12 protein-coding genes are annotated in these 15,912 nt (G+C 75.1%); all 12 read right to left on the bottom strand.

Translation table 11 applies throughout. The features are described 5' to 3' along the window. Positions 1 to 10: 10 nt before the first annotated feature. Positions 11 to 1,498: a glutamate synthase subunit beta gene (locus ACI79X_RS04120; RefSeq protein WP_457024152.1), complete on the bottom strand. Its 1,488-nt coding sequence runs from the start codon at positions 1,496 to 1,498 to the stop codon at positions 11 to 13. Next, positions 1,491 to 6,167 carry a glutamate synthase large subunit gene (gene gltB, locus ACI79X_RS04115; RefSeq protein WP_457024151.1) on the bottom strand — a complete coding sequence of 1,559 codons (4,677 nt, stop codon included), beginning with the start codon at positions 6,165 to 6,167 and terminating at the stop codon, positions 1,491 to 1,493. The genes ACI79X_RS04120 and gltB overlap by 8 nt, the downstream gene beginning before the upstream one ends. 336 nt (positions 6,168 to 6,503) lie before the next feature. After that, positions 6,504 to 7,493, bottom strand: a complete 990-nt coding sequence (gene lgt / locus ACI79X_RS04110) for a prolipoprotein diacylglyceryl transferase (protein ID WP_457024150.1) — start codon at positions 7,491 to 7,493, stop codon at positions 6,504 to 6,506. Further along, on the bottom strand, positions 7,490 to 8,287 hold the full coding sequence (gene trpA / locus ACI79X_RS04105) for a tryptophan synthase subunit alpha (protein WP_457024149.1): 798 nt from the start codon (positions 8,285 to 8,287) through the stop codon (positions 7,490 to 7,492). Before trpA ends, lgt begins: the two co-directional genes overlap by 4 nt. Next, entirely contained in the window at positions 8,284 to 9,663 is a 1,380-nt protein-coding gene (gene trpB / locus ACI79X_RS04100; RefSeq protein ID WP_457024148.1) for a tryptophan synthase subunit beta, read from the bottom strand. The genes trpA and trpB overlap by 4 nt, the downstream gene beginning before the upstream one ends. Positions 9,664 to 9,707: 44 nt before the next feature. Further along, on the bottom strand, positions 9,708 to 10,517 hold the full coding sequence (gene trpC / locus ACI79X_RS04095) for an indole-3-glycerol phosphate synthase TrpC (RefSeq protein ID WP_457024147.1): 810 nt from the start codon (positions 10,515 to 10,517) through the stop codon (positions 9,708 to 9,710). Between the two features lie 60 nt (positions 10,518 to 10,577). After that, complete coding sequence (locus tag ACI79X_RS04090; RefSeq protein WP_457024146.1) at positions 10,578 to 11,204, bottom strand: Trp biosynthesis-associated membrane protein; 627 nt, start codon at positions 11,202 to 11,204, stop codon at positions 10,578 to 10,580. After that, positions 11,201 to 12,721, bottom strand: coding sequence for an anthranilate synthase component I (locus ACI79X_RS04085; protein WP_457024145.1), 1,521 nt, complete (start codon positions 12,719 to 12,721; stop codon positions 11,201 to 11,203). Before ACI79X_RS04085 ends, ACI79X_RS04090 begins: the two co-directional genes overlap by 4 nt. Further along, the gene (gene hisI / locus ACI79X_RS04080) at positions 12,708 to 13,079 is read right to left on the bottom strand and encodes a phosphoribosyl-AMP cyclohydrolase (RefSeq protein ID WP_457024144.1); all 372 of its coding nucleotides are present in this window, start codon (positions 13,077 to 13,079) and stop codon (positions 12,708 to 12,710) included. The genes ACI79X_RS04085 and hisI overlap by 14 nt, the downstream gene beginning before the upstream one ends. 36 nt (positions 13,080 to 13,115) lie before the next feature. Beyond that, positions 13,116 to 13,598 carry a hypothetical protein gene (locus ACI79X_RS04075; protein ID WP_457024143.1) on the bottom strand — a complete coding sequence of 161 codons (483 nt, stop codon included), beginning with the start codon at positions 13,596 to 13,598 and terminating at the stop codon, positions 13,116 to 13,118. Beyond that, entirely contained in the window at positions 13,595 to 14,257 is a 663-nt protein-coding gene (locus ACI79X_RS04070; protein WP_457024142.1) for a hypothetical protein, read from the bottom strand. Before ACI79X_RS04070 ends, ACI79X_RS04075 begins: the two co-directional genes overlap by 4 nt. Next, positions 14,254 to 15,906, bottom strand: a complete 1,653-nt coding sequence (locus ACI79X_RS04065; RefSeq protein ID WP_457024141.1) for an FAD-binding dehydrogenase — start codon at positions 15,904 to 15,906, stop codon at positions 14,254 to 14,256. Before ACI79X_RS04065 ends, ACI79X_RS04070 begins: the two co-directional genes overlap by 4 nt. Between the last annotated feature and the right edge of the window lie 6 nt (positions 15,907 to 15,912).

Here is a 15,912-nt window from a genome sequence, read left to right as displayed (position 1 = left end):
GGACGGCGGACTACCGCAGCGCGACCGCCGTCGGGGTGACCGGCCGGGGCAGCATGGAGCTGCCGGTCAGCCAGGAGTCGACGGCGCCGGCGGCGGCGCGGCCCTCGGCGATCGCCCACACGATGAGCGACTGCCCGCGGCCGGCGTCCCCGGCGACGAACACGCCGGGCACGGTGGTCATGAACTCGCCGTCGCGGGCGACGTTGCCGCGCCCGTCGACCTCGAGCCCGAGCGCCTCGACGAGGCCCTCGCGCTGCACGCCGGTGAAGCCCATGGCCAGCAGCACGAGCTGGGCGGGCAGCTCGCGCTCGGTGCCCTCGACCTTCTGGAACCGGCCGTCGACCCGCTCGACCTCGTGGATGACCAGAGCGCGCACGCGGCCCTCGTCGTCGCCGAGGAACCGCTCGGTGTTGACCGAGTACAGCCGCTGGCCGCCCTCCTCGTGCGCGGAGGAGATGCGCATGATCATCGGGTAGGTCGGCCAGGGGTTGCCCTCGGCCCGCTGGTCCGGCGGCGCGGGCATGATCTCCAGCTGGGTGACCGAGCGGGCGCCCTGCCGGTGCGAGGTGCCCAGGCAGTCCGCGCCGGTGTCACCACCGCCGATGATCACGACGTCCTTGCCCTTGGCGCTGATCGGCGGGTCGTCGAGCTCGCCGAGCGCCTGGCGGTTGCCGAAGGGCAGGAACTCCATGGCCAGGTGGATGCCGTCGAGCTCCCGGCCCGGCGCGGGCAGATCGCGGCCGATGGTGGAGCCGGCGGCCACGACGACGGCGTCGTACTCGCCCCGCAGCTGCTCGGCCGACAGGTCGTCCGGCCCGCTGCCGCCGACCTCGACGCCGGTGACGAACCGGGTGCCCTCGGCGCGCATCTGGTCCAGCCGCCGGTCCAGGACGGACTTCTCCATCTTGAACTCGGGGATGCCGTAGCGCAGCAGCCCGCCGACCTTGTCGGCCCGCTCGTACACGGTGACGTCGTGCCCGGCGCGGGTGAGCTGCTGGGCGGCGGCGAGGCCCGCCGGCCCGGACCCGACGACGGCGACCTTCTTGCCGGTGCGCTCGGCCGGGGCCTGCGGCTCGACGTAGCCCCGCTCGAAGGCCTGGTCGATGATCTCCCACTCGATCTGCTTGATCGTGACCGGCGAGTCCTGCAGGTTCAGCACGCAGGAGCCCTCGCAGGGCGCAGGGCACAGCTTCCCGGTGAACTCCGGGAAGTTGTTCGTCGCGTGCAGCCGCTCGATGGCGTCGCGCCAGTCGTCGCGGCGGGCGAGGTCGTTCCACTCCGGGATCAGGTTGCCCAGCGGGCAGCCGTGGTGGCAGAACGGGATGCCGCAGTCCATGCACCGGGCGGCCTGCTGGCGCAGCGCCGCGACCGGGTAGACGCCGTCCTCACCGCTCTGGCGGGACAGGTAGACGTCCTTCCAGTCCAGGATGCGGACGTCGACCGGCCGCCGGGGCGGCAGCGCCCGCTCGTACTTCAGGAACCCCGTGGAGTCAGCCACGTGCGGCCTCCATCACTGCTCGATCGACGTCCGTTCCGGCGGCCTCGGCGGCGCGCCGGGCCTCGAGGGCGCGACGGTAGTCGCGCGGCATGATCACGCTGAACTGCTCGGACCAGCGGCCCCAGTCGGCCAGCAGCGCGGCGGCCACCGGCGACTCGGTCTCGGCCTGGTAGCGCACCAGGACCTCGCGCAGCCACTGGGAGGACTCGCCGTCCAGCGGCTCGACGTCGACCATCTCGGTGTTCACCCGGTGCCGGGCGAGGTCGAGCACGTAGCCGATGCCACCGGACATGCCGGCCGCGACGTTGCGCCCGGTGGGCCCGAGGATCACCGCGCGCCCGCCGGTCATGTACTCCAGCGCGTGGTCGCCGACGCCCTCGACGACGGCCAGCGCGCCGGAGTTGCGCACGCAGAACCGCTCGCCGACCCGCCCGCGCAGGAAGATCTCCCCGCTGGTGGCGCCGTAGCCGATGACGTTGCCGGCGATGACGTTGTCCTCGGCGGCGAAGGGAGCCTCGGGCGCCGGGCGGACGACGATCCGCCCGCCGGACAGGCCCTTGCCGACGTAGTCGTTGCCGTCACCGAGCAGCCGCATCGTGATGCCGCGCGGAACGAAGGCGCCGAAGGACTGGCCGGCCGACCCGGTGAAGGTCAGGTCGATCGTGCCGTCGGGCAGGCCCTCGCCGCCGAAGCGGCGGGTGACCATCGAGCCGAGCATCGTGCCGACGGTGCGGTTGACGTTGCGCACCGGCAGCTCCAGGCGCACCGGCCGCGCGTCGAGCAGGGCGCCCTCGCTCAGCTGGATCAGCGTCTGGTCCAGGGCGACGTCGAGGCCGTGGTCCTGGGTGCGGACCGCCCGCAGGGCCGCCCCCTCGGGCAGCGGCGGCCGGGCGAGCATCGGCGAGAGGTCCAGGCCGCTGGCCTTCCAGTGGTCGACCGCGCGCCGGGTGTCGAGCAGCTCGCTGTGGCCGACCGCCTCGTCGACCGAGCGGAAGCCGAGCTCGGCCAGGTACTGCCGGACCTGCTCGGCGAGGAACTCGAAGAAGGTGACGACGAACTCCGGCCGCCCGGTGAACCGCTTGCGCAGCTCCGGGTTCTGCGTGGCGACGCCGACGGGGCAGGTGTCGAGGTGGCAGACGCGCATCATCACGCAGCCGGAGACGACCAGCGGGGCGGTGGCGAAGCCGTACTCCTCGGCACCGAGCAGCATCGCGATGACGACGTCGCGGCCGGTCTTCATCTGCCCGTCGGCCTGCACCACGATCCGGTCGCGCAGCCCGTTGGCCAGCAGCGTCTGCTGCGTCTCGGCCAGGCCCAGCTCCCACGGCGAGCCCGCGTGCTTGAGCGAGGTCAGCGGGGCGGCGCCGGTGCCGCCGTCGTGCCCGGAGATGAGCACGACGTCGGCGTGCGCCTTGCTGACGCCGGCCGCGACCGTCCCGACGCCGACCTCGGCGACGAGCTTGACGTTGATCCGCGCCCCGTCGTTCGCGTTCTTGAGGTCGTGGATGAGCTGCTTGAGGTCCTCGATCGAGTAGATGTCGTGGTGCGGCGGCGGGCTGATCAGGCCGACGCCCGGCGTCGAGTGCCGGGTGCGGGCGACCCACGGGTAGACCTTGCCGCCGGGCAGCTGGCCGCCCTCGCCGGGCTTGGCGCCCTGCGCCATCTTGATCTGGATGTCGTCGGCGTTGACCAGGTACTCGCTGGTGACGCCGAAGCGGCCGCTGGCCACCTGCTTGATCGCCGAGCGGCGCAGGTCGCCGTTCGGGTCGGGCACGAAGCGGTCGGGGTCCTCGCCGCCCTCACCGGTGTTGGACTTGCCGCCCAGCCGGTTCATGGCGATGGCGAGGGTCTCGTGCGCCTCCTGCGAGATGGAGCCGTAGCTCATCGCGCCGGTCTGGAAGCGCTTGACGATCTCGCTGACCGGCTCGACCTCCTCGATCGGCACCGGCGGGCGCTCGCCCGTCCGGATCGAGAACAGGCCGCGCAGCGTGCCGGCGTCCTCCGACAGCTTGTCGACGGTCTCCGTGTAGCGCTGGAACACCTCGAACTGCCGCGAGCGGGTGGAGTGCTGGAGCAGGAACACCGTCTCGGGGTTGAACAGGTGCACCTCGCCCTCGCGGCGCCACTGGTACTCGCCGCCGGTCTCCAGCCGGCGGTGCGCCCGCTCGGTCGGGTTCTCCGGGTAGGCGCGGCGGTGCCGCATGGCGACCTCCTCGGCGAGGACGTCCATGCCGACGCCGCCGAGGGGACACGAGGTGCCGGTGAAGTACTCGTCGACGACGTCCTGCGACAGGCCGACGGCCTCGAAGATCTGCGCCATCGTGTACGAGCCGACGGTGCTGATGCCCATCTTGCTCATGACCTTGAGGACGCCCTTGCCGAGCGCCTTGACGACGTTGCGCACGGCCTGCGCCGGCTGCACGCCGGTGAGCACGCCGTCGCGGATGAGGTCCTCGATGGACTCGAACGCGAGGTAGGGGTTGACCGCGGCCGCGCCGTAGCCGAGCAGCAGCGCGACGTGGTGCACCTCGCGGCAGTCGCCGGACTCGACGACGAGGCCGACCTCCATGCGGGTCCGCTCGCGCACCAGGTGGTGGTGGACGGCGGCCGTCATGAGCAGCGACGGGATGGGGGCGCGCTTCTCGTCGCAGTCCCGGTCGGAGAGCACGATGATCCGCGCGCCGGCCGAGATGGCCTTGCTGACCTTGGTGCGCAGCTCCTCGATCGCCTGCACCAGCGCGGGGCCGCCGCCGGTGACGTCGAAGTGGCCGGTGATCCGGACGGCGGCGAAGCCGGGCAGGTCGCCGTCGTCGTCGATGTGCAGGATCTTGGCCAGCTCGTCGTTGTCGATGACCGGGTAGGGCAGGTACACCTGCCGGCACGACGCCGGGGTGGCCGACAGCAGGTTCTGCTCCGGGCCGAAGGTGCGGCCGAGGCTGGTCACCAGCTCCTCGCGGATGGCGTCCAGCGGCGGGTTGGTCACCTGGGCGAACAGCTGCCCGAAGTAGTCGTAGAGCTGCCGCGAACGGTCCGACAGCGCCGCGATCGGGGTGTCGGTGCCCATCGAGCCGATCGGCTCGGCGCCCGAGGAGGCCATCGGGGTGAGCAGGACGCGCAGATCCTCCTCGGTGTAGCCGAACAGCAGCTGGCGGCGGACCACGGACTCGTGGCTCGGCCGCGCGCGCCGCCGCTCGGGCAGGGAGGGCAGGTGGACGAGGCCGGCGTGCAGCCAGTCCTCGTAGGGGTGCTCGGCGGCGAGGGCGCCCTTGACGTCCTCGTCGGAGACGATCCGCCCGGAGGCGGTGTCGACGAGGAACATCCGGCCCGGCTGCAGCCGGCCCTTGGCGACGACGTCGCTCGCGGGGATGTCGAGCACGCCGGCCTCGCTGGCGAGGACGACGAGGTCGTCGCGGGTGCGCCACCAGCGGCCCGGGCGCAGGCCGTTGCGGTCGAGGACCGCGCCGATGAGCGTGCCGTCGGTGAACGCCACGCAGGCCGGCCCGTCCCAGGGCTCCATGATCGAGGAGTGGAACCGGTAGAAGGCCCGGCGGGCCGGGTCCATCTCGTCGTGGTTCTCCCACGCCTCCGGGATCATCATCAGCACCGCGTGCGGCAGCGAGCGGCCCGACAGGTGCAGCAGCTCGAGCACCTCGTCGAAGGTCGCCGAGTCGCTGAAGTCGCTGGCGGTGACCGGGAAGACCCGCTCCAGGCCGAGCTCGGAGGCGGGGCCCGCGGGGCCGTCGAACAGCTCGGTCTCGAGCTTGGCCTCGCGGGCGCGCATCCGGTTGCGGTTGCCCTTGATCGTGTTGATCTCGCCGTTGTGGGCGATGAACCGGAAGGGGTGGGCCAGCGGCCAGCTCGGGAAGGTGTTGGTGGAGAACCGGCTGTGCACCAGCGCGATCGCCGACTCGTAGCGCTCGTCGCGCAGGTCGGGGAAGAACGCGGGCAGCTGGTCGGTGGTCAGCATGCCCTTGTAGGTGATGGTGCGGCTGGACAGCGAGACCACGTAGAGCGAGCTGCCGGCCTCGCGGGCCTCCCGCTCGGCGCGCTTGCGCAGCACGAAGGAGCGCCGCTCGAGCCGCGTGACGCCGTTGACGGCGCGCGGGCCGCCGAAGGCCGCGGCGTCGGCGCGGGCGCCCATCGTCTCGGCGACGAACAGCTGGCCGAAGTGCGGCATGACGGCGCGGGCGGTCGGGCCGAGGTCGGCGCCGTCGGGGTCGACCGGCACGTCGCGCCAGCCGAGGACGGTCAGGCCCTCCTCGGCGGCGATCCGCTCGACGTCGGCGTAACGGGCGGCCCGCTCGGCCTCGTCCGTGGGCAGGAACGCGATGCCCACGGAGTACTCGCCCAGCGGCGGCAGGTCGAAGTCGACGCCGGCGCGCAGCAGCGCGTCGGGCACCTGGGTCAGGATGCCGGCGCCGTCACCGGAGTTGGGCTCGGAACCGGCGGCACCCCGGTGGTCGAGGTTGTGCAGCGCGGTGAGGCCCGCGGCCACGATGGCGCGCGAGCGGCGGCCCCGGGCGTCGGCCACGAAGGCGACGCCGCAGGCGTCCGAGTCGTTCGCCGGGTCGTAGAGACCGGCTGCCGGCGGGGTGGCCGAGAACGGCACGGCGGTGCCGGTCGTGGTGCCGGTGGTGGTGCGGAGCGCGGGGGTGGTGGACCCGGACATGATCACTCCCGTCGTCGGCGCGGACGCCGTCCCGGGGGGACGACGTGGGGCTCTCGGCCCGGCCGGTGGTCAGAGGGTGCGGTGCGTCAGGAGATGCGGTGCACAGGAGCAGGCGAGGACAGCGAGGAGCCGACCGCCGGCCGGGACACGGTGGCCCGGGCCGGTCGAGGACCGGCGGCCCCACGGGTGGTGCCGCGGGGTCGTCGTCCCGCGGGGCAGCGCTGGCCCGGTTCCGACGCGATGTGACCACCCAGGATCACTGGGGGATCTGGACGGAAGGGTACACAGCCGTAACACGCAGTCGACCGGCGCAAACCGGCTCGTCGGCGCGTCCCGTCAGGACGCTCCGGGCGTGTCGTGAGACCGGTCACGCCCCCGCGCCGGGCGGCCGGCATCGGTGCTGGTGGGGGCCCCGTCGGCGCTCTCCCCCGCGACGGCGGCGGTGTCGTCCGCATCACGGTCGGCGGTGCGGTCGGCAGGGGGACCGGCAGCGGGATCGACGTCCTCGTCGACCCGGTCGAGCACCTCCCGCGGGCGGCCGCGCTGCCAGACCATGTAGGCCACGGCGAGCAGCCCCACGACGATGCAGGTGACCACGTTGAGCCGGACGCCGAGGATGCGGTTGGCGTCGTCGATCCGCAGCGCCTCGATCCACACCCGGCCGGCGCAGTACAGCGCGACGTAGAGCGCGAAGGCGCGGCCGTGGGAGAGCCGGAAGCGGCGGTCGGCCCACACGACGACGGCGGCCGCGGCGAGGTTCCACAGCAGCTCGTAGAGGAACGTCGGGTGGAACGTGGCGAACTGCTCGTAGCCCTGCTGGCGGTGCTCGGGGTCGATCTCCAGGGCCCACGGCAGCGTGGTCGGCCGGCCGAAGAGCTCCTGGTTGAACCAGTTGCCCAGCCGGCCGATGGCCTGGGCCACCAGCAGGCCGGGCGCGATCGCGTCGCCGAAGGCGGGCAGCGGGATGCCGCGGCGGCGGCAGGCGATCCAGGCGCCGACGCCGCCGAGAGCGATGGCGCCCCAGATCCCGAGGCCGCCCTCCCAGATGTAGAGCGCGCGCACCGGGTCGCCGCCCTCGCCGAAGTAGGGCTGCGGCGTGGTGATCACGTGGTAGATCCGGCCGCCGAGGATGCCGAAGGGCACCGCCCAGATGGCGATGTCGAGCACCTCTCCGGGCCGCCCGCCGCGGGCCACCCAGCGCCTCTCGGCGATCCAGCAGGCGGCGACGATGCCGGCGATGATGCACAGCGCGTAGGCGCGCAGCGGGAACGGGCCGAGGTGCCAGACGCCCTGCGACGGGCTCGGGATGGCGGCGAGGACGCTCACGGGCGCACCGCCTGGCGGCGCACGCCCTCGGCGAGTTCCTGCGACAGCCGCCGCACGCCGTCGGCGCCGCGGCCCTCGAGCATCTCGCGCACGTAGGCCGACCCGACGATGACGCCGTCGGCGAAGCCGGCCACCTCGGCGGCCTGGTCGCCGTTGGAGACGCCGAGGCCGACGCAGACCGGCACGTCGGTGACCGCGCGGGTGCGGGCCACGAGCGTCTCGGCCGCGTCGCCGACCGTGGCCCGGGTGCCGGTGACGCCCATGGTGGAGGCGGCGTAGACGAAGCCGCGGCAGGCGGCGGTGGTCGAGCGCAGACGGGCGTCGGTGGACGACGGCGCGACGAGGAACACCCGGTCCAGCCCCTGCTCCTCCGACGCCGCGAGCCAGGCGCCCGCCTCGTCGGGGATGAGGTCGGGGGTGATGGCCCCCGCTCCCCCGGCGGCGGCCAGGTCGGCGGCGAACCGCTCGACGCCGTAGCGCTCGATCGGGTTCCAGTAGCTCATGACCACCGGCACGGCGCCGGCGGCGTCGACGGCCTCGACGGCGCGCAGCACGTCGCGGATGCCGACGCCCGCGCGCACCGCGGGGTCGACCGCCTGCTGGATGACCGGGCCGTCCATGCCGGGGTCCGAGTAGGGGACGCCGATCTCGACGACGTCGGCCCCGCCCTCCACGGCCGCGACCATGCCGGCGATCGACGCCTCGACGTCGGGGTAGCCCACCGGCAGGTAGGCGACCAGCGCCGCGCGGCCCTCGGCGCGGGCGGCGCGGATGCGCTGCTCGAGCCGGCTCATGCCACGCTCCCCGCGTCCCGGCCGGGCACCGCGTCGCCGGAGGCGACGGCGCCCTCGGTGGCGTGCTGGTCGGTGTCCATCCCGGGGCCGGGATCCACCTCGCTGCGGTCGCCGAGACCGAACCAGCGCGATGCCGTCTCGACGTCCTTGTCGCCGCGGCCGGACAGGTTGACCAGCAGCAGCGGCGGTTCACCTCCCCGCCCACCGTCCCCCTGGGCCACCAGCTCGCGGCCCAGCCGCATCGCTCCCGCGAGCGCGTGCGCGGACTCGATCGCCGGGATGATGCCCTCGGTCCGGCACAGCAGCGCGAAGGCCTCCATGGCCTCGGCGTCGGTGACCGGGCGGTACTCGGCGCGGCCGATGTCGTGCAGGTGGCTGTGCTCGGGGCCGACGCCGGGGTAGTCCAGGCCCGCGCTGATCGAGTGCGACTCGACGGTCTGCCCGTTGTCGTCCTGCAGCAGGTAGGAGCGGGCGCCGTGCAGCACGCCGGGGGCGCCGCCGGTGATGGTGGCCGCGTGCCGGCCGGTCTCGACGCCGTCGCCACCGGCCTCCAGGCCGACCAGGCGCACGCCGTCGTCGGGCACGAAGGCGGTGAAGATGCCGATGGCGTTGGAGCCGCCGCCCACGCAGGCGAGCACGGCGTCGGGCAGCCGGCCCTCGCGCTCGAGCACTTGGGCGCGCGCCTCGTCGCCGATGACCCGCTGGAAGTCGCGGACCATCGCCGGGAACGGGTGGGGGCCCGCGACGGTGCCGAAGACGTAGTTGGTCGTCTCGACGTTGGTGACCCAGTCGCGGAAGGCCTCGTTGATGGCGTCCTTGAGGGTGCGCGAGCCGGTGGTCACCGGGACCACCTCGGCGCCGAGCAGCCGCATGCGGGCGACGTTGAGCGCCTGCCGGCGGGTGTCCTCCTCGCCCATGTAGACGGTGCAGGACAGGCCCATGAGGGCCGCGGCGGTGGCGGTGGCGACGCCGTGCTGGCCGGCGCCGGTCTCGGCGATGACGCGCTGCTTGCCGATGCGCTTGGTGAGCAGGGCCTGGCCCAGCACGTTGTTGATCTTGTGCGAGCCGGTGTGGTTGAGGTCCTCGCGCTTGAGCAGCACCCGCGCGCCGCCGCAGTGCTCGGCGAACCGCGGCACCTCGGTGACCGGGCTGGGGCGGCCGGTGTAGTCGCGCTGGAGGGCGGCGAACCCGGCGAGGAACGCCGGGTCGACGCGCATGGCCTCGTAGGCCTCGGTGAGCTCGTCGAGCGCGGCGATGAGGGCCTCGGGCACGAAGCGGCCGCCGAAGACGCCGAAGTGGCCCGTGGCATCCGGCCAGGACGGCCGCGCCGGCGGGGCGGGTCGTTCCTGGGTCGGGTGCACGGCGCTGCTGGTCATGCGCCCAGTGTCCCGCGCCCGGGGGGCTCCGTGGTGGAGGGGGTCTAGCGGGTCGTGCGCGGCACGGCGGGGTGCGACCCGGCGGTGACCAGGTCGGCGACCGCCTGGCGGGCGTCGCCGGCGGTGACCAGGCCCTCGCCGACCAGCACCGCGTCGGCGCCGGCGGCGGCGTAGGCGATGAGCTCGCGGGGGCCGCGGACGCCGGACTCGGCGACCTTGACGATCCCCGAGGGCAGGCCGGGGGCGATCCGCTCGAAGGTGCCGAGGTCGACGGCGAGGGTGGTGAGGTCGCGGGCGTTGACGCCGATCACCGAGGCGCCTGCGGCCAGCGCCCGGTCGGCCTCGGCCTCGGTGTGCACCTCGACCAGCGCGGTCATGCCCAGGGACTCGACCCGCTCGAGCAGGCCGAGCAGGGCGTTCTGCTCGAGCGCGGCGACGATGAGCAGGACGACGTCGGCGCCGTGGGCCCGCGCCTCGTGCACCTGGTAGCTGCTGACCACGAAGTCCTTGCACAGCACCGGCACGTCGACCGCGGCGCGGACGGCGGCGAGGTCGGCGTGCGACCCGCCGAACCGGCGCCGCTCGGTGAGCACGCTGATCACCCGGGCGCCGCCGTCGGCGTACTGGCGGGCCAGGACCGCGGGGTCGGGGATGTCGGCCAGCGCGCCCTTGCTGGGGCTGCGGCGCTTGACCTCGGCGATGACGCCGACGCCGGGTGCGCGCAGCGCGGCGAGCGCGTCGAGGGCGGGGCGGGCGTCGCGGGCGGCGGCCCGCACCTCGGCCAGCGGGGTGGCCGCCTCGCGCGCCGCGACGTCCTCGCGGACGCCGGCGACGATGTCGTCGAGGACGGTCACACCGCCTCCTCGCTGCTGGGGGTCGGCCGGTCCCGGTGCCGGTCGGACGGTGGCCCCAGCCTAGCGACGGCGGCCCGGGGGCCCGGCCGCCGGGTCGCCGGCGGGGTCGTCGGCGGGGTCGTCGTCGGTCGGGTCGTCGCCCCGGTCCAGCGCGCGCCAGGCGTCGAGCGCCCGGTCCTCGTCGGTGCGCGGCCGTGCGGGCGCGGGCGCGCCGGCCCGCTCGTAGCGGCGGCCCATGCCGGGCCAGCGGCGCCCGCGCAGCGCGACCAGCACCCCGGCGGCGACCGCGACGGCGGCGGCCAGCAGGCAGAGCACCGGCCAGGCGGCGGCCACCTCGGCGACGCGCTCCTCCCCCGGGGCGGCGGCGCCCGGATCGGCGCCGCCGGTGAGCGCCCGCAGCCCCGACCAGGCCAGCGCCCCGCCGGCGAGCACCACGAGCACCCCGACGGCGACCCGCGCGGCGCCGCGCACGGCCAGCACCGCGACCGCGGCGGCGAGCAGCAGCAGGCCGGCGGCCGGGACCAGCGGCGCCAGCGAGGATCCGGTGAGCGTCTCGGCGACCGGCGGCAGCGGCGCGCGCCGGGTGACGGTCACCGTCGACCAGGTCTGCCCGCCCGCCGACAGCGCGAGCGCGCCGGCCAGGGCGCACCCGGCGAGCGCCGTGCCCATCTCCCGCCGCGGGTTCACCGGACCTCCCGCATCCCCTCCGCCGTCGCGATCGCCGACAGCACCGCCCGCGCCTTGTGCCGGGTCTCGGCCTCCTCGGTCGCGGGGTCGCTGTCGGCCACGATGCCGGCGCCGGCCTGCACGTAGGCGCGGCCCTGGTGCAGCACGGCGGTGCGGATGGCGATGGCCATGTCCATGTCGCCGCTGGCGTCGACGTAGCCGACCGTGCCCGCGTACAGCGCGCGCCGGGTGGGCTCCAGCGACTCGATGATCTCCATGGCACGGGGCTTGGGGGCGCCGGAGACGGTGCCCGCCGGGAACGTCGCGTCGAAGACGTCGAGGGCGTCGCGGCCGGGCTCGACCTCACCGGACACGGTCGAGACCAGGTGCATGACGTGGCTGTAGTACTCGACCCGCATGAAGTCGGGCACCTCGACCGTGCCGGGCACGCAGACCCGGCCGAGGTCGTTGCGCGCGAGGTCCACGAGCATCACGTGCTCGGCGCGCTCCTTCGGGTCCGCGAGCAGCCCCTCGGCGAGGCGGATGTCCTCCTCCTCGGTGGCCCCGCGCGGGCGGGTGCCGGCCGGCGGGTGGACGACGGCCTGGCTGCCGGTCACGGTCACCAGCGCCTCCGGTGAGGAGCCGACGACGTCGAACGGCGACTCCCGCCCGGCGAAGCGCAGCAGGTACATGTACGGCGAGGGGTTGGTCGCCCGCAGCACCCGGTAGAGGTCGAGCGCGTCGACGTCGGTGTCGGTCTCGAACCGCTGGGCGAGCACGACCTGGAAGGCGTCGCCGGCGCGGATGTGCTCGCGCACGGTCTCGACGCCGGCCTCGTACTCCCCCGGCGCCATGGTGCTGCGCACCGGCGGCGGGTCGGCCGGGGTGAAGGTGGCCACGCCCGGCGGGACGGCCTTGGTGAGGTCGGCGGCCATGGCGTCGAGCCGGGCGACGGCGTCGTCCCACGCGGCCTCCCTGGCGGCGTCGCGGTCGCCGGCACCGGGCAGCGCGTTGGCGATGAGCAGGACCGTGCCGTCGGTGTGGTCGAGAACCGCCAGGTCGGTGACCAGGCTCAGCGCGAGCTCGGGCATGCCCAGGTCGTCGGTGGCCGTGACCGGCAGCCGCTCCAGGCGCCGGACGACGTCGTAGCCGAGGTAGCCGACCAGGCCGCCGGTGAGCCGCGGCAGGCCCGGGGTGCGCGGCGAGCGCAGCCGGCGGGCGAGCACGCGGACGGCGGCGAGCGGGTCCTCGGGCAGGTCATCGGTGAGCCCGGGCAGCGGGTCGCCGAGCCACAGCGTGCGGCCGTCGCGCTCGGTCAGCACGCCCGCGCTGCGCACGCCGACGAAGCTGTAGCGCGACCAGCGCTTGCCCTGCTCGGCCGACTCCAGCAGCACGGTGCCCGGGCGGTTGCCGGCGAGCTTGCGGTACACGCCGACGGCGGTCTCGCCGTCGGCCAGCAGCCGCCGGGTCACCGGGACGACCGGCTGGTCCGCGGCGGCGAACTCCTCGCGGGTGGGGGTGGTCTCACCGAGCCGCACGGCCGGCCCCCAGGTCGCGGTGGAAGCAGCTGCGCTCGCCGGTGTGGCAGGCCGGGCCCTCCTGGTCGACGAGCACGAGCAGCGCGTCGCCGTCGCAGTCCAGGCGCACGTCGCGCACCCACTGGCGGTGGCCGGAGGTCTCGCCCTTGACCCAGTACTCCTGCCGGCTGCGCGACCAGTAGGTGGCCCGGCCGGTGGTCAGCGTGCGGTGCAGGGCCTCGTCGTCCATCCAGGCGACCATGAGGACCTCACCGGTGTCGTGCTGCTGGACGACGGCGGCGACGAGCCCGGCGGGGTCGCGGCGCAGGAGCGCGGCCACCTCGGGGTCCAGCTCGGAGGCGGTGGGAACGGCGGACATGCCCCCGATCGTCCCACCGGGCCGGGACGGCGCCGGTCAGCGGGCCTGCGGGACGCCCCCGGCGGCGCGGGCGGCCAGCCAGGCGGTCGTGCTGGCCGCCCGGGCCCGGGAGGCGACCCACACCGCCGGCACCCCGGGGAGGGCGGCCAGGAGCCCGGCGACGACGAGGCTGCCGTCCTCACCGGTGAGCATCCCGGCGGCCAGGGCCAGCAGCCAGTACAGCGTCAGCGCCACCTGCGCGGCGACGGCGGCGTACAGCAGTCCGCGCCCGGCGCCGGCGAGCAGCAGCAGCGCCCCGCCGAGGAACAGCAGCCCGGTGACCAGGGTGGTGCCGAGGACCGGCACGAGGACGTCGAAGAGGACGGCGGCGAGCCCGTCGAGCTCGCGCCACGGCACCGACAGCCCGACCAGCAGGGCGATGAAGCCGCCCGGCAGCGCGGCCAGCGCCAGCACGACCGCCGTCCAGCCGGCCTGGTGGACCGACCCGGGCCGCGGCGGCAGCGGCAGCCGGCCGGTCACCGCCGCACCGCGTCGTCGTCGCCGGTGGCCCAGCGCCGGACCGCGCCGACGAGCAGCAGGCCGAGGGCGACGGCGGGTGCGGCGGTGAAGAACAGCACCCCGACGACGAGCACCGCGGCGGGGCCGACGACGTCGTCCGTGAAGCCGTCGAGGGTGCTCAGCCGGACCACCCAGTACAGCGACAGGGCGAGCTGGACGCCGAGGGCGACGACCAGCGTCGTCCAGGACCCCCGGCCGCGGCGGTTGAGGAGGACGACCCCGCCGACGACGAGCGCGACGGCCGACAGCAGCTGCACGACCGTCACCACCACGGCCTCGGTGACGAGCGCGTCGGTCCCTTCGTCGCCGCCGAACTCGGTGGCGAGGAAGCCGAAGGTGCTGGCCAGCAGGAGCAGGTAGGCCGAGGAGAGGGCCACCGCGGCCGCCTGCACGAACGACAGCACCGCGGCGGCCACGACCTGCCCGGGTCGGCGGGGGCGTGGCGGTCCCGGCGGGCCGTAGGGCGCCCACTGCGGCGGTGCCTGCTGCGGCCAGCCGTACCCGGGCGGCGCCCAGCCGCCGTACGGCTGCGGCGGCGGGACGGAGGCAGGCGGTCCGGCGTAGGCGACCGGCTCGGTCTCCGTCGTCGGGTCCGACCAGGGGCTGGCGGGGGACGTCACAGGGCCGCCGCCAGCGCGCGGCCGGCCACCCGCCCGGAGAAGAGGCAGCCGCCGAGGAAGGTGCCCTCGAGCGAGCGGTAGCCGTGCACGCCGCCGCCGCCGAACCCGGCGACCTCGCCCGCGGCGTACAGGCCGGGGAACACCTCACCGCCGGGCCGCAGCACGCGGGCGGACAGGTCGGTCTCCAGCCCGCCGAGGGACTTGCGGGTGAGCAGGTTGAGCCGGACGGCGATGAGCGGGCCGGCCGCGGGGTCGAGCAGCCGGTGCGGCGGGGCGACGCGGATCAGCTTGTCGCCGAGGTAGCCGCGGGCGCCGCGGATGGCCGTGAGCTGCAGGTCCTTGGTGAAGGCGTTCTCCACCGCGCGGTCGCGGGCGAGCACCTCCCGCTCGACGGTCGCGAGGTCGATCTCCGGGTCGCCGCCGGTGACCCGGTTCATCCCGGCGACCAGCTCCGGCAGCGAGGTGGCGGTGACGAAGTCCTCGCCGCGGTCGAGGAAGGCCTGCACCGGCGCGGACACCCCCGCCTTGACCCGGTTCAGCAGGAGGCGGACGTCCTTGCCGGTCAGGTCGGGGTTCTGCTCGGAGCCCGACAGCGCGAACTCCTTCTCGACGATCTTCTTCGTCGCGAGGAACCAGGTGTGCTCGTGACCGGTCTGCCCGATGTGGGCGAGCGTGCCGAGGGTGTCGAAGCCGGGGAACAGCGGCACCGGCAGGCGGTTGCCGGTGGCGTCGAGCCACAGCGACGAGGGCCCGGGCAGGATCCGGATGCCGTGGCGCGCCCACACCGGCGAGTGGTTGGCGATGCCCTCGGTGTAGTGCCACATCCGGTCGGCGTTGACGACGTGCGCGCCGGCCGCCTGGGTGGCCTCGAGCATCAGCCCGTCGACGTGCGCGGGCACGCCCGACAGCAGCCGCTGCGGCGCCGGCCCGAGGCGGGCGGGCCAGTTGCGGCGCACCAGGTCGTGGTTGCCGCCGATCCCCCCGGAGGTGACGACGACGGCCTGCGCGGCGATCTCGAACTCGCCGACCGCGGTGCGCGAGCTGGCCTCCCCGCGGGCGGCGGCGCTGGGCTCGAGGACCTCGCCGCGCACGCCGGTGACCGCGCCGTCCGTGACCACCAGGCCGGTGACCCGGTGGCGGAAGCGCAGCTCCACCAGTCCGCGGTCGACGGCGGCGCGCACCCGGCGGGCGAAGGGCTCGACGATGCCGGGGCCGGTGCCCCACACGATGTGGAACCGCGGCACCGAGTTGCCGTGGCCGGTGGCGGTGTAGCCGCCGCGTTCGGCCCAGCCGACGATGGGGAAGAACCGGACGCCCTGCTCGCGCAGCCACGCGCGCTTCTCACCGGCCGCGAACTGCAGGTACGCCTCGGCCCACTGCCGCGGCCAGTGGTCCTCGGCGCGGTCGAAGGCGGCGGTGCCGAACCAGTCCTGGCGGGCCAGCTCGAGCGAGTCGCGGACCCGCAGCCGGCGCTGCTCGGGCGAGTCGACCAGGAACAGCCCGCCGAAGGACCACCAGGCCTGGCCGCCGAAGGAGGCCTCCGGCTCCTGCTCGACGAGGACCACCCGCTTGCCGGCGTCGGCCAGCTCGGCGGTCGCCACCAGCCCGGCCAGCCCGGACCCCACCACGACGACGTCTGTGTCAGCCACGGGCGG

Source organism: Geodermatophilus sp. SYSU D01119 (genome assembly GCF_054049975.1).
Note: the sequence above shows the minus strand (reverse complement) of the source record. Positions and strands in the feature narration are given on the sequence as shown.

Coding starts and splice junctions, on each gene's coding strand:
- trpA (WP_457024149.1), bottom strand. CDS start 8,287: ATGAGCCGGCTCGAGCAGCGCATCCGCGCCGCCCGCGCCGAGGGCCGC.
- trpB (WP_457024148.1), bottom strand. CDS start 9,663: ATGACCAGCAGCGCCGTGCACCCGACCCAGGAACGACCCGCCCCGCCG.
- gltB (WP_457024151.1), bottom strand. CDS start 6,167: ATGTCCGGGTCCACCACCCCCGCGCTCCGCACCACCACCGGCACCACG.
- hisI (WP_457024144.1), bottom strand. CDS start 13,079: ATGTCCGCCGTTCCCACCGCCTCCGAGCTGGACCCCGAGGTGGCCGCG.